The sequence below is a fragment of the Thiomonas sp. FB-6 genome, assembly GCF_000377645.1.
Lineage (GTDB): Bacteria > Pseudomonadota > Gammaproteobacteria > Burkholderiales > Burkholderiaceae_C > Thiomonas_A.
Genome location: NZ_KB898471.1, coordinates 467,036 through 480,633, shown reverse-complemented (window position 1 = coordinate 480,633; position 13,598 = coordinate 467,036). Strand labels below are relative to the sequence as shown.

Sequence of the window (13,598 nt, the reverse complement as noted above, 5' to 3'; positions counted from 1 at the left end):
CGAACCATGCTCGAGCAACTCAAGCAAGCCGACCTGGGAACCCCCCGGCGCGAATCCGAGCGCGAGGTCACGCTGGACATCGACGGCGTGCAGGTCACGGTTCCCGAGGGAACCTCGCTGATGCGCGCGGCCGCCGAGGCCGGCGTGATGGTTCCCAAGCTGTGCGCCACCGACAGCCTGGAGCCCTTCGGCTCGTGCAGGCTGTGCCTGGTCGAGATCGACGGCCGCAAGGGCTTCCCGGCTTCCTGCACGACGCCGGCCGAGGCCGGCATGAAGGTGCGCACCCAGTCGCCCAGGCTGCAGGAACTGCGCAAGGGCGTGATGGAGCTGTACATCTCCGACCATCCGCTGGACTGCCTGACCTGCGCCGCCAACGGCAACTGCGAGCTGCAGGACATGGCCGGCGTGACCGGGCTGCGCAACGTGCGCTACGGCTACGCGGGGGCGAACCATCTGTCGGACGCGAAGGACGAGTCGAACCCCTACTTCAGCTACGACCCCGCCAAGTGCATCGTGTGCAACCGCTGCGTGCGGGCCTGCGAGGAGACCCAGGGCACCTTCGCGCTGACCATCAGCGGGCGCGGCTTCGAGTCCCGCGTGGCCGCCGGCATGAGCGAGACCTTCATGGATTCCGAGTGCGTGAGCTGCGGCGCCTGCGTGCAGGCCTGCCCGACGGCCACGCTGATGGAAAAGAGCGTGATCGAGCTGGGCCAGGCCGAGCACAGCATCGCCACCACCTGCGCCTACTGCGGCGTGGGCTGCGGCTTCAAGGCCGAGATGAAGGGCTCCCAGGTGGTGCGCATGGTGCCGTGGAAGGACGGTGCGGCCAACGAGGGGCACAGCTGCGTGAAGGGGCGCTTCGCCTGGGGCTACGCCACCCACAAGGATCGCATCACCACGCCGATGATCCGCAAGAGCATCGCCGATCCCTGGCAGGAAGTGAGCTGGGAGGAGGCCATCGGCTACGCGGCTTCCGAGTTCAAGCGCATCCAGGCCAAGCACGGTCGCGATTCCATCGGCGGCATCGTGTCCTCGCGCTGCACCAACGAGGAAGGCTACCTGGTGCAGAAGCTGGTACGCGCGGCCTTCGGCAACAACAACGTCGACACCTGCGCGCGCGTGTGCCACTCGCCCACCGGCTACGGCCTGAAGCAGACCCTGGGCGAATCCGCCGGCACGCAGACCTTCAAGTCGGTGGAGAAGTCCGACGTGATCATGGTCATCGGCGCCAACCCCACCGACGGCCACCCGGTGTTCGCGTCGCGCATGAAAAAGCGCCTGCGCGAGGGCGCGCGGCTGATCGTCGTCGACCCGCGGCGCATCGACCTGGTGAAGTCCCCGCACGTGCAGGCGCAATACCATCTCCCGCTGCGTCCCGGGACCAACGTGGCCGTGCTCAACGCGCTGGCCCACGTGATCGTCACCGAAGGCCTGGTCGACGAGGCCTTCGTGGCCGAGCGCTGCGAAGCCAGGGCCTTCGAGCAGTGGCGTGAATTCGTCGCCCGTGCCGAGCATTCGCCCGAGGCGGTGCAGGCCGTGACCGGCGTGCCCGCGGCCGAACTGCGCGCCGCCGCGCGCCTGTTCGCCACCGGCGACACCGAGGGCCGCCTGGGCGCGCGGCGTCCGAACTCTGCGATCTTCTACGGCCTGGGCGTGACCGAGCACGCGCAGGGCTCGACCGCGGTGATGGCCATCGCCAACCTGGCCATGGCCACCGGCAACGTCGGGCGCGAGGGCGTGGGCGTGAACCCGCTGCGCGGCCAGAACAACGTGCAGGGTTCCTGCGACATGGGCTCCTTCCCACACGAACTGCCCGGCTACCGTCACGTCTCCGACGGCACCGTGCGCTCGCAGTTCGAGCAGGCCTGGGGCGTGGACATCCAGCCCGAGCCGGGCCTGCGCATTCCCAACATGTTCGACGCCGCGCTGGACGGCTCCTTCTTGGGGCTGTACTGCCAGGGCGAGGACATCGTGCAGTCGGATCCCGACACCCAGCACGTTGCGCACGCGCTGGCGGCCATGGAATGCATCGTGGTGCAGGACATCTTCCTGAACGAGACCGCCAAGTACGCGCACGTGTTCCTGCCCGGTTCGTCCTTCCTCGAGAAGGACGGCACCTTCACCAACGCCGAGCGCCGCATCTCGCGCGTGCGCCAGGTGATGCCCCCGCTGGCCGGCTACGCCGACTGGGAAGCCACGCAGCTGCTGTCCAACGCGCTGGGCTACCCGATGCACTACGGCCATCCGCGCGAGATCATGGACGAGATCGCCGCGCTGACGCCCACCTTCCACGGCGTGAGTTTCGATCTCATCGACCGCCTGGGCAGCGTGCAATGGCCCTGCAACGAACAGGCGCCCGAGGGCACGCCGACCATGCACGTCGGATCCTTCGTGCGCGGCAAGGGCCGCTTCATCCTGACCGAGTACGTGGCCAGCGACGAGAAGGTCACGCCCAAGTACCCGCTGCTGCTGACCACCGGGCGCATCCTGTCGCAGTACAACGTGGGCGCGCAGACCCGGCGCACCGAGAACAGCCGCTGGCACGAGGAGGACCGCCTGGAGATCCACCCGCACGACGCCGAGGACCGCGGCATCCGCGACGGCGACTGGGTGGGCATTGCCAGCCGTTCCGGCGAGACCGTGCTGCGTGCCCAGGTCAGCGAGCGCATGCAGCCCGGCGTGGTCTACACCACCTTCCACTTCCCCGAGTCGGGGGCCAACGTGATCACCACCGACAGCTCCGACTGGGCGACCAACTGCCCGGAGTACAAGGTGACGGCGGTGCAGGTCATGCCGGTCAGCCAGCCCTCGAGCTGGCAGCGCGAGTACACGCGCTTCAGCCGCACCCAGGAGCAGCTGCTGGCGCAGCGCCACGCCGGGCATGCGCTGGGCGAGGCCGGGGCCGCGCCCGGGCGCAAGGAAGTGGCGGCCACATGAAGCCAGCGCGCGGCGCCGATGGGCCCGGCATGCGTGGGCTGTGCGAAGGCGCGCGCAGCCTGGACGTGCTGCGCTGGCGCGGCGGGCTCGCGCAGCAGGTCGACGACTGGCTGCCCGAGGAGGTCGCGGTGGCGCTGCAGTACAACGGCGTGTCGCACGCCGTGATGCTGGCCACGCCGCTGGACCTGGAAGACTTCGCGCTGGGCTTCAGCCTGGGCGAGGGCATCGTCGAGCGCGCCGCCGAGGTCTATGACTGCGAGGTGCTGCGCGAGCCGTGCGGGCTGACGCTGCAGATCGAGGTGGCGGCACGCTGCTTCGAAGGCCTGCGCGAGCGCCGGCGCAGCCTGGCCGGGCGCACCGGCTGCGGGCTGTGCGGAACCGACAGCCTCGATCAGGCGCTGCGCCCGCTGCGCGCGCTGCCGCGCCCGCGGGGCACGCCCCTGGGTTCCCGCGCGGTGGCCCGGGCGCTGGGTTCGCTGCGCGAGCATCAGCGCCTGAACGCGGCCACCGGGGCCGTGCACGCGGCGGCCTGGTGCGACCCGCAAGGCCGGCTGCTGCTGCTGCGCGAGGACGTCGGGCGCCACAACGCGCTGGACAAGCTGATCGGAGCCATGGCGCGCGCCGGCGCCGATGCCGCGCAGGGCTTCGTGTTGATCACAAGCCGCGCCAGCGTCGAAATGGTGCAAAAGGCCGCGCAGGCCGGCGTGCCCGTGCTGGTGGCCGTTTCGGCTCCCACGGCGCTGGCCGCGCGCAGCGCGCGCGAGGCCGGCATGTGCCTGGTCGGCCTGGCGCGCGGCGACGACCTGGTGGTGTACAGCGGGGCGCAGCGCATCGCCCTCGAAGCCGCCCCCGCATCCTTCCCCGAAACCACGACCAGCCAGCTCTGCACATGAAGACCGAAAACCTGATCTCCATGGTCAACCGCATCGGGCAGTTCTTCCAGGCGATGCCGGACCGCGGCGAGGCGCTGGAAGGCATCGCCATGCACGTCAAGCGCTTCTGGGAGCCGCGCATGCGCCGCGAACTGCTGGACTACATCGACGCCCAGGGCGGCAAGGGCATCGAGCCGGTGGTGCTGGAAGCCCTGCGCCAACACCGCCAGCTCCTGGCCTGAGGCGCTCCGGGCGCGTCCCGGCGCCGGCCGCGCCGGCCTTAGTACGCGCCGAGCATGCGCGACGCGAGTTCGCGCGCGTCGTCGCCGGCGCCTTGCTCGAGGGCCCGCGCCAGCGCCGCGCGCGCCGGCTCGGGATGATTCTGGCTGAGCTTGAACTTGGCCGTGACCCGTAGCACCTCGATGTCGATGCCCACCACGCCGGCCAGCATCGAGCGCACGTAGTCCTCCGGTGCGTCCGATACGGCCCAGGGCTGCTCGCGCGCGCTCTCGTGGGTGTCGGTCAGTTCGCCCACCAGCGCGCGCAGCCAGTCCGGGTCGTCGATGGCGCGCAGCCGCCCGGCCACCTGCACGATCAGGTAGTTCCAGGTGGGCACCACCTTGCCGTCCACCGCCTTGCGCGGGTGTGCGCCCGGGCTGATGTAGGCCTGCGCGCCGTGGAACAGCGCCAGCACTTCGCAACCCGCCGCGCCGGCGCGGCGCCACAGCGGGTTGCCGCGCGCCACGTGGCCGCGCAGGCGCGACAGGCGGCCTTGCGCGTCGGTATCGGGCAGCAGCACCACTGGATTCGCGTCCAGGCCCTCGGCGTCCTGCGTGACCAGCGTGGCCAGCGGGCGCGCGCGCAACAGACGCAGCACCTCGGCGGGGTCCTCGGCGGCGAAATGGCAGGGCAGGTACATGGCGCGGGCTCCTCCCGGTTGCGCAAGCCTGGATTGTGCCTTCGCAAACCCGACTGGGCACAGGGTGAATTTGCTGCGAAGCCATAATGCCGTCTGCCGGGTCCGCGTTCGTGCCGAACGCCGGCCGGGCGCAAGCACCCATGCCGATCCAGCTTCCGCGCCACCTCCGTTCCGTGCCGCGCCGCGTCCCTGTCCCCGCGGCGCGGCCCCTGCGTCGCGCGGGTTGGCTGCTGGCCGCCGCGCTGGCCCTGCCGGGCGCCGCCGGCGCGGCCGCGGTGGCGCCGGCGCGGGGCGCCTCGGCGCCCCGCGGCGTCTCCTACGTGGTCGACATCGAGGCGCCGAAGGAACTGCGCGGCGTGCTGAGTCGCAGCCTGGACGTGGAGCGCTGGCGGGACTACGGCGATCTGCGCGAGGAGCAACTGCGCTCGCTGGTCGACACCGTGCCGGCGCAGGCGCGCCGCGTGCTGGAGGCCCTGGGCTATTTCTCGCCCAGGGTCGAGGCGCGCCTGGACGCCACGCGGCGCCCGCAGCGCGTGGTGCTGCGCGTGGAGCCCGGCGAGCCCAGCCGCGTGGCGGCCGTGCGCTTGCGCGTGCTCGGGCCCGACGGCCGCCCGGCGCCCGCGCTGCAGGAGCAACTGCTGCGCCACTGGAGCCTGGGAGACGGCAGCGTGTTCGACAGCGCCGACTGGCAGGCCGCCAAGAGCGATGCCCTGTTGCGCCTGAGCACGCGGCGCTATGCGGCGGCGCGCATCGTCGCCAGCCGCGCGCTGGTGGACCCGGCACGGCACGCGGCGCGTCTTTCGGTGGATTTCGACACCGGCCCCGATTTCCGCTTCGGTCCGCTGAGCGTGCACGGGCTGCGGCGCTATCCCGAGTCCGTGGTGCGCAATCTGGCCCCCTGGTCGCAGGGTGACCCCTACTCCCAGGACCAGCTGCTGCAACTGCAGGCGCGTCTGCAGGACAGCCGCTATTTCCGCAGCGCGACCGTCGGCGCGCCGCTGTCGGCCGTGCGCGGCGAGCTGCTGCCGGTGGTCGTGAACCTGGTCGAGCAGCGCGCGCAGCGCCTGGGCTTCGGCGTGGGCTACAGCACCAACACCGGCGCGCGCACCCAGATGGACTACGGCAACCTGGACCTGTTCGGGCGCGCGCTGCGCCTGAGCAGCTCGCTCAAGCTGGAGACCCTGCAGCAAAGTCTGGGCGCCACGCTGCAGTTCCCGCAGCGTCACGACGGTGCCAGCTACAGCATCGACACCCAGCTCCTGCACTCGGACATCCAGGGACTGACCACGCGCAGCCAGAGCCTGGGTCTGCAGCGCCGGCGCAGCGACGGCCCGATCGATACCATCGAGTCGCTGCGCTTCATCAACGAGCAGCAGCAGCTCACCGGGGGCCCGGTGTCGTCGAACATGGCGCTGATGCCCGGCTACACCTGGACGCGCCGGCGCCTGGACAGTCCGCTGGACCCCACGCGGGGCAACCTGTTGAGCGCGCAGATCAGCGGCGGCGCGCGGGCGCTGCTGTCCGACCAGAATTTCGTGCGCATCGACCTGCACGCGCTGCAGTACCTGCCGCTGGGCCCGGACAACCAGCTGATCCTGCGCGCCGAGCTGGGCCAGGTGCTGAGCCCCTCGGCGGACGGCATTCCGCAGCAGGTGCTGTTCCGCGCGGGCGGCATCGGTTCGGTGCGCGGCTACCCCTACCAGAGCCTGGGCGTGGTGCAGGACGGTGCCGTGGTGGGCGGGCGCGCGTTGTTCACCGCCGGCGTCGACGCCGTGCACTGGGTGCTGCCGCGCTGGGGCGTCGCGCTGTTCGCCGACGCCGGCAACGCAGCGGACAGTTTTCACAGCCTGCACCCGGTGCTGGGCTACGGCGTGGGTGTGCGCTGGCGCAGCCCGGTGGGGCTGGTGAGCGTCAACCTCGCGCACGGGCGCGCGATCGGCTCGACGCGCATCGAGTTCAACGCGGGCGTGAGCTTCTGATGCCGGGCGGCCTCGAACCCCGCTCTCGCGCGGCAGCCGCGCCGCGCCGCGGGCGCCGGGCCGTGCGGCTCGCCGCGGGCTGTGTGCTGCTGCTCGCGGCACTGGCCGCGGCGCTGGCCTGGCTGGGCAGCGCCGAGGGCCTGCGCTGGGCCGCCGCGCGCGGCGGCGTGCGCCTGCAGGGCGTGCAGGGTTCCGTGTGGAGCGGCCTGCGCGTGGCGCGCCTGCAGTGGAGCCGCGGCACGACCCGCGTGGACGCGCGAGCCCTGGTGCTGCGCTGGCAGCCGCGCGACCTGCTGCACCTGGCGCCCCAACTGCACGTGCTGGAGCTGTCGGCGGGGGAACTGGATCTGCAGCAGGGCGCCAGCGCCTCCGCCGGCGGCGCGCCCTCGCGCCCGGCGGCGCAGCTGGCGCCGCCGCTGGCGCTGCGCGTGGACGCGCTGCGTGTGGGCCGCCTGCGCTGGCGCCGCGCGGGGCAGGGCGCCTGGCAGGACCTGGGCTCGCTGCGGGCGCGCCTGCGCGGCGACGCGGCCGCGTGGCAGCTGGCGGGGGACTGGAACGGGCCCTGGGGCAGCGCGCGCACGAGCTGGCACATGGCCGCGCGCGCGCCCTTCTCGCTGCGCGGATCGCTGGGGGCCGAGCTGAACCTGCGGCACCAGCCCCTGCAGCTCGATTCCCGCGTCGGCGGAACCCTGGAACACCCGCGTCTGGAGGCGACGCTGAAGGCCTGGCAGGCGCGCGCCGTGCTGCGGGCCGAGCTGCTTCCCTTCGAGCCCGTATGGCTGGGCCCGTCGAGCGTGGACCTACAGGGCCTGGATCCGCGGCGCATCGACCCCGCGCTGCCCCGAGCCGAACTCAGCCTGCGGGCGCGCCTGCGCGGCACCGCCCGGGACGGGCTGCGTGGCGAGCTTGCGCTGCGCAACGCCTTGCCGGGAAGCGCCGACGCGGGGCGCCTGCCCCTGTCGCGCCTGGACTCCGCGCTGTCGCTGCAGGGTGGCGTGCTGCGCGCGTCCGGCCTGCACGCGGCCCTGGCGGGCGGCGGCAGCCTGGACGGCAGCATCGCCTGGCCGCTCGACGCCAGCGCCACCGTGGACCTGCAGGCGCGCGCGCTGGACCTGCACGCCTTGTATGCGCGCCTGCTGGCCACGCGCCTGCAGGGCCGCCTGCAGGCCACGCTCGGCGCGCAGGCGCAAAGCCTGTCGGCCACGCTGAGCCAGCCGGGCTGGCAGGCGCTGCTGCGAGTGCGGCACGCGGGGCGGCGCATCGACGTCGAGCGCGCGCGCCTGCAGGCCCAGGGCGCCGAACTGAGCCTCGCCGGCAGCCTCGAACAGGGGCAGGCACGGGCTTTTTCGCTGCGGGCCCGCCTGCACGACTTCGATCCCCGGCGTTTCGGCGACTGGCCGCGCGCGCGCCTGAACCTGCAATTGCAGGCGCAGGGTGATCTGGCCGCGCCGAGCGCCCGCGTTGCGCTGCGGGTCGAGCCGAGCCGGTGGCGCGGGCAGCCTCTGCAGGGCAGCGCCAGCGGACTGCTGACGCCGCGCACGGTGCGCGATGTACAGGCCGCCTTGCGCCTGGGGGCCAACCGCCTGCAGGCCCAGGGCAGCTTCGGCCGGCCCGGCGACAGCCTGCGGCTGCAGCTTCAGGCCCCGGCACTGGCGCAACTCGGCGAGGGCTGGAGCGGCAGTGCGCAGGCGCGGGCCACCGTGCACGGCGGACTGCCCGCGCCCAGCGGCCGCCTCGTCCTGCATGCGCGCGAGTTGCGCGGGCCGGATTCGCTGCGGCTGGCCCGCCTCGATCTGGATGCGCAGATCGCCCAGGGACTGCAGGGGCCGCTTCGCGTGCAGGCCAGCGGCCAGGACCTGCGCGTGGCCGGCCAGTCGCTGCGCGAGCTGGCGCTGCAACTGCGCGGCACCCTGCGCGCGCACACGCTGAAGCTGCGGCTGCTGGCTCCGCCGCGCCTGCGCCTGCAGGCGAGCGCGCAGGGCTCCTGGCTGCCCGCGAAGGGCTGGAGCGCGAGCATCGACACGCTGGACAACACGGGTTCGCTGCCCCTGCGCCTGCTCGCACCTGCCGCGTTGCGCGTGGGCGTGGACGGGAGTTTCGCGCTGCGCCACGCAACGCTGCAAAGCCCGGGCGGAACCATCGAGCTGGGCAGCCTGCGCCGCGAAGCCGGGGCCTGGTCGTCCAGCGGTCGAGCCAGCCGGCTCGACCCGACGTACTGGGCTCGCGTGGCGGGCGTAGGGCTGCACGGGCTGCGCTCCGACCTGCGCCTGGCGGCCGCCTGGGATCTGCGCACCGGCCCCGCGCCGACGCTGCACCTGGAGCTTCAGCGCAGCAGCGGCGATCTCGTGCTGCCGGCGGGGGGCGGCCTGCCGCTGGGCCTGTCGCGCCTGGCCTTGCGCGTGGACGCCGGCGCGGGCAGCCTGCACGCGGCGCTGGACGCCGCCGGGGCCCGGCTGGGAAGTCTGCAGGCGGGTGCCGACCTGGGTCTGCGCCAGTCGGCACGGGGCTGGAGCGTGGACCCGCAGGCGCCGCTGAGCGGCCGCGCGAAGCTCGACATGCCCGAGCTTTCCTGGCTGTCGGGCTGGCTGCCCCAGGGCGCGCGCGCCGCCGGGGCCCTGCGTGGCGAACTGCGGGCATCGGGCACCCTGGCGGCGCCGCGCCTGCAGGGAAGCCTGGCCGGCAAGGCCCTGGCGCTGGCCCTTCCCGAGATCGGCCTGGACCTGCGCGACGGCAGCCTCGACGCCGTGTTCGACGGCGACCGCCTGCGCCTGCGCTCGCTGCGGGTGGACGATGCCTCCGGGCAGGGAAGCCTGCAGGCCAGCGGCAGCATGGGCCTGGCCGAGGGGCTGCTCAACGGCGCCGTCGCGTGGAAGCTGGACCGGCTGCAGGCGCTGGATCGCCCCGGGCGCCAGGTGCAGCTCAGCGGAAGCGGCACGCTGCGCGCGGTGCATGGGCAGGTGGCGCTGGACGCCGCCTTGCACGTGGACAAGGCCGACATCGAGCTGGCCAGCGCCGAGACGCCCCGCCTGGCGCCCGACGTGGTGGTGCAGGGCAGGCCGGCGCCGGCCCCTCCGGGAAGCGGTGCGATGCCGGTGAGCGCGCAACTGCGCCTGGACCTGGGCCGCGACTTCCATCTCGGCGGTTACGGCGTCGACGCGCGCCTGGGGGGCGCGCTGCTGCTGCGCGCCGATCCCGGCCAGCCCCTGCACGCCGAGGGCAGCGTCGCCGTGCGCAGCGGAACCTACTCGGCCTACGGCCAGCAACTGAGCCTGGTCGCCGGCAGCAGCGTGAACTTCTCCGGGCCGGTGGACAACCCGGGCCTGAACCTGGCCGCGCAGCGCGACAACCTGCCGGTGCAGGTGGGGGTGCGGGTCACGGGCACGCTGCGCGCGCCCCAGGTGGCACTGAACTCGGATCCGCCGATGTCCGACGGCGCCATCCTGTCATGGCTGGTCCTCGGCCAGGACCCGAGCACCGTGGGCAGCGACCAGAACGCCGCGCTGCAAACGGCCGCGGCGGCGCTGCTGTCCAGCGGCCAGGGGGTCCCGCTGACCAGTCGCCTGGCCGGCGCGCTGGGCCTGGACCAGCTCACGCTCAGCGGGCAGGGCGGCCTGCAGAACAGCGTGGTCACGGTGGGCAAGAAGCTGAGTTCACGCCTGTCGGTGAGCATCGAACAGGGGCTGGCGGCCGCCAGCAGCCTGTTCAACGTGCGTTACACCTTCACCAAACGCCTGTCGCTGCGCCTGCAGTCCGGCACCGACAACGCCGTCGACCTTTTCTACACCTTCCATTTCGATTGACCCCGCGCGCCGGAGGCGCGCGGGGTCAGGGGAAGGCCGGAATGTCGGGGTCCACGCCCTCGGGCTCGGCCTCGGGGTGCTGGCGCCTTACCAGCTGGTCGATCTCCTCGACGCGCTGCGTGGGCACGTCGATCATCATCAGCAGCTTGCCCTGCTCGATGGCCTGCTCGTAGGGCCGCAGGCGCGGGCTGTCCACGCTGACCCCGATCATGCTGCTCACCCAGGCGCCGACCGCGCCGCCGGCCACCGCCAGGCTGAGCACGATGGCCCCCGCGGAGACCACGGCGGCGCCGGGCACCGCGATGACCACCAGCCCGGCCAGCGTGCCGGTGACTCCGCCGAGCCCGAGCCCGCGCTCGAGCGCCGGGATCAGGTCGGACTTCTCGGCCAGGCCTGCCTCGGGCAGGTTGCCCAGCGGCGTGCCTTCGCGCGCCACGACGTGGATGGATTTCTCCGGCACGCGCGCCAGCAGCAGCTCGTCGACCACGGCCGAGGCCGTGGGGACGTCCGGAACCAGAAAATAGAGACGTCGCATGGAAGGCTCCTCGGGCGGGTGGGGCGGTGAATGGGTTCGCCCGCCGCTCAGCGCGTCTCCCGCAGCGCGCGGCGCAGCGTCTCGGCGAGGCGGTCGACCTGCGCGCGTTCGATGATCAGCGGCGGCGACAGCGCGATCGTGTCTCCGGTATAGCGCACCAGCGCCCCAAGTGCAAAGCAGCGCGCGAATACCTCCTGCCCGCGCAGGCCGGCGCCGTCGGCGCGGGGGTGCAGTTCCACCGCCCCCATGAGGCCGATGTTGCGGATGTCTCGCACGTGCGGGGCGTCGCGCAGGCCGTGCAGGGTCTGTTCCCAGTAGCTGTCCAGTCCGTCGCGGCGCACCCGGTCGAGCAGCCCTTCCTCGGCATACAGGCGCTGCGTGGCCAAGGTGGCGGCGGCGGCCAGCGGGTGCCCGGAATAGGTATAGCCGTGGGGCAGTTCGATGGCGCCCTCGCCGGCGGCGTCGAACACGGTGTCGACCAGGTCCTCGCGCACGAACACCGCGCCCAGGGGCACGGTGCCGTTGTTCACCGCCTTGGCGGTGACCATGATGTCGGGCAGCACGCCCAGCGCCTGCGCGGCGAAGGGCGCGCCCAGGCGCCCGTAGCCGGTGATCACCTCGTCGAACACCAGCAGCAGGCCGTGCTTGTCGCACAGCGCGCGCAGGCGTTGCAGGTAGCCCTGGGGCGGCACCAGCACGCCGGTGGAGCCGGCCACCGGCTCGACGATGACCGCGGCGATGTTCGAGGCGTCGTGCAGCTGCACGATGCGCTCGAGCTCGTCCGCCAGGTGCGCGCCCCAGGCCGGCTGGCCGCGCGAGAAACCCTGGTGCTCGAGGTCGTGGGTGTGCGGCAGGTGGTCCACGTGGGGCAGCAGCGCGCCATGGAACACCTTGCGGTTGCCGGGAATGCCCCCCACCGAGATGCCGCCGAAGCCCACGCCGTGGTAGCCGCGCTCGCGGCCGACGAACACGTTGCGGTGGCCCTGGCCGCGCGCGCGGTGGTAGGCCAGCGCGATCTTCAGCGCGGTGTCCACGCTTTCCGAGCCGGAGTTGGTGAAGAACACGCGCTTGAGCCGCCCCGGCGCGATGTCGGCCAGCGCCTGCGCGGCCTCGAACTCCAGCGGATGCCCGAGCTGGAAGGAGGGGGCGTAGTCCATGCGCGCCGCCTGCTCCTGGATGGCGCGGGTGATGGGCTCGCGGCAGTGCCCGGCGTTCACGCACCACAGGCCCGCCGCGCCGTCCAGGATCTCGCGGCCGTCGTCGCTGCGGTAGTACATGCCGCTGGCCTGCACCAGCAGGCGCGGCGCGCTCTTGAAGGCGCGGTTGGCGGTGAAGGGCATCCACAGCGCCTGCATCGGTGCCGCCGCGCCGGCCTCGGCCCGGGAATCAGGGGAATTCTCGCGTGCGTTCATGGAAAGTTTCTCCGATTGCGCAAACAATGTACGGGATCGACTTGGCCCTGGTGCGCATGCCGGTATGCCGGACTTGCGCTGCCAGATCGTTCCGCTCAACTGCGCTTCTCCAGCTCATGGCTCTGGGTCTGTACATCATCGGTGACGAAATCCTGTCCGGCAAGCGGCAGGACAAGCATTTTTCCCGCGTGCAGCAACTGCTGGCCGCGCGCGGCATGCAATTGCAATGGGCGCAGTACCTGGGCGACGATGCGCAGGTGCTGCACGATTCGCTGCGCGCGAGTTTCGAGCGCGGAGACACCGTGCTGAGCTGCGGGGGCATCGGCGCCACGCCGGACGACCACACCCGTGCCGCGGCCGCCGCCGCGCTCGGCCTGCCGCTGGAACTGCACCCCGAGGCGGCCGCGCTGATCCGCCAGCGCATCGTCACCGCCTCCCTGGGGGAGCCGGAATCGCCCGCCAACCAGCAGCGCCTGCAGATGGGCACCTTCCCGCAGGGCGCGCAGATCATTCCCAACCCCTACAACCAGATCCCGGGTTTTTTCATTCGCGAGCACTATTTCGTGCCCGGCTTCCCGGTGATGGCCTGGCCGATGATCGAGTGGGTGCTCGATACCCGGCTGCAGCATCTGCAGCGTCCCGCCGGATACCTGGAGCGCGGCCTGATCGTGCAGGGCGCGATGGAGTCGGAACTCACCCCCTTGATGCTGCGCATCGAGCGCGAGCACGCGCAGGTGAAGGTCTACAGCCTGCCCAGCGTCGACGACGCCCAGTGGGGGCGGCATATCGAGATCGGGGTCAAGGGCGAACCGCAGTGCGTGCAACCCGCCTTCGATGCCCTCAGGCAGGGCCTGATCGAGCTGGGCGCGAAGCTGCGCACCGAAACGGTGCGTTCCATCTGATGAGCACCATTCCGGTGCGTCGAGCACGTCCGTGGTGCGCGCGCCGGAACGCCGCGGCGCACGGGGCGCAGCCTTGCCGCGCGCGCGGCCCCCGGCGCGCCGGGCTTGCGCCCATGGCCGTCCTGGCTGGTGTGAAATCACCGGAGGATGGCATGGATTCTGCTAGATTTGCGAGCAGGGTCGAGCGGGCCCCGGAGCAGCCGCATGGGCGGCCATTCCGGCGCCTAGCGACCGGGCCGAAG

Annotated in this window: 9 protein-coding genes; 6 read left to right on the top strand and 3 right to left on the bottom strand. The window is 72.6% G+C overall.

Annotated elements, in window-relative coordinates; translation table 11 throughout:
• Positions 1 to 6 precede the first annotated feature (6 nt).
• Genes fdhF through D466_RS0102210 form a run of 3 tightly spaced genes read left to right on the top strand, consistent with a single transcriptional unit; the run spans position 7 to position 4,051 of the window.
• Positions 7 to 2,937, top strand: coding sequence for a formate dehydrogenase subunit alpha (gene fdhF, locus D466_RS0102220; protein ID WP_018912064.1), 2,931 nt, complete (start codon positions 7 to 9; stop codon positions 2,935 to 2,937).
• Positions 2,934 to 3,830, top strand: coding sequence for a formate dehydrogenase accessory sulfurtransferase FdhD (gene fdhD, locus D466_RS0102215; RefSeq protein ID WP_018912063.1), 897 nt, complete (start codon positions 2,934 to 2,936; stop codon positions 3,828 to 3,830). Before fdhF ends, fdhD begins: the two co-directional genes overlap by 4 nt.
• The gene (locus D466_RS0102210) at positions 3,827 to 4,051 is read left to right on the top strand and encodes a formate dehydrogenase subunit delta (protein ID WP_018912062.1); all 225 of its coding nucleotides are present in this window, start codon (positions 3,827 to 3,829) and stop codon (positions 4,049 to 4,051) included. Before fdhD ends, D466_RS0102210 begins: the two co-directional genes overlap by 4 nt.
• Before the next feature lie 38 nt (positions 4,052 to 4,089).
• On the opposite strand, the gene D466_RS0102205 is transcribed toward D466_RS0102210, so the two are convergent.
• Entirely contained in the window at positions 4,090 to 4,728 is a 639-nt protein-coding gene (locus D466_RS0102205) for an FMN-binding negative transcriptional regulator (RefSeq protein WP_018912061.1), read from the bottom strand.
• A 173-nt stretch (positions 4,729 to 4,901) separates the two neighbouring features.
• Here D466_RS0102205 and D466_RS0102200 point away from each other — a divergent pair, with 173 nt between their 5' ends.
• On the top strand, positions 4,902 to 6,707 hold the full coding sequence (locus tag D466_RS0102200) for an autotransporter assembly complex family protein (RefSeq protein WP_196803400.1): 1,806 nt from the start codon (positions 4,902 to 4,904) through the stop codon (positions 6,705 to 6,707).
• A gap of 62 nt (positions 6,708 to 6,769) precedes the next feature.
• On the top strand, positions 6,770 to 10,507 hold the full coding sequence (locus tag D466_RS20285) for a translocation/assembly module TamB domain-containing protein (protein WP_196803399.1): 3,738 nt from the start codon (positions 6,770 to 6,772) through the stop codon (positions 10,505 to 10,507).
• Between the two features lie 25 nt (positions 10,508 to 10,532).
• Here the strand turns inward: D466_RS20285 and D466_RS0102190 are convergent, their stop codons facing one another.
• Both D466_RS0102190 and D466_RS0102185 read right to left on the bottom strand, forming a co-directional pair.
• Positions 10,533 to 11,042, bottom strand: coding sequence for a hypothetical protein (locus tag D466_RS0102190; protein WP_018912058.1), 510 nt, complete (start codon positions 11,040 to 11,042; stop codon positions 10,533 to 10,535).
• A gap of 47 nt (positions 11,043 to 11,089) precedes the next feature.
• Entirely contained in the window at positions 11,090 to 12,454 is a 1,365-nt protein-coding gene (locus D466_RS0102185; protein WP_369759383.1) for an aspartate aminotransferase family protein, read from the bottom strand.
• 116 nt (positions 12,455 to 12,570) lie between these two features.
• On the opposite strand from D466_RS0102185, the gene D466_RS0102180 reads away from it, so the two are divergent.
• Positions 12,571 to 13,356: a molybdopterin-binding protein gene (locus D466_RS0102180; protein WP_018912056.1), complete on the top strand. Its 786-nt coding sequence runs from the start codon at positions 12,571 to 12,573 to the stop codon at positions 13,354 to 13,356.
• The last annotated feature ends 242 nt before the right edge of the window (positions 13,357 to 13,598 follow it).

Bases quoted from the DNA above. Each gene is read 5' to 3' on its own strand.
- fdhF (WP_018912064.1), top strand. From the start codon at position 7: ATGCTCGAGCAACTCAAGCAAGCCGACCTGGGAACCCCCCGGCGCGAA.
- fdhD (WP_018912063.1), top strand. From the start codon at position 2,934: ATGAAGCCAGCGCGCGGCGCCGATGGGCCCGGCATGCGTGGGCTGTGC.
- D466_RS0102210 (WP_018912062.1), top strand. From the start codon at position 3,827: ATGAAGACCGAAAACCTGATCTCCATGGTCAACCGCATCGGGCAGTTC.
- D466_RS0102205 (WP_018912061.1), bottom strand. From the start codon at position 4,728: ATGTACCTGCCCTGCCATTTCGCCGCCGAGGACCCCGCCGAGGTGCTG.
- D466_RS0102190 (WP_018912058.1), bottom strand. From the start codon at position 11,042: ATGCGACGTCTCTATTTTCTGGTTCCGGACGTCCCCACGGCCTCGGCC.
- D466_RS0102185 (WP_369759383.1), bottom strand. From the start codon at position 12,454: ATGAACGCACGCGAGAATTCCCCTGATTCCCGGGCCGAGGCCGGCGCG.
- D466_RS0102180 (WP_018912056.1), top strand. From the start codon at position 12,571: ATGGCTCTGGGTCTGTACATCATCGGTGACGAAATCCTGTCCGGCAAG.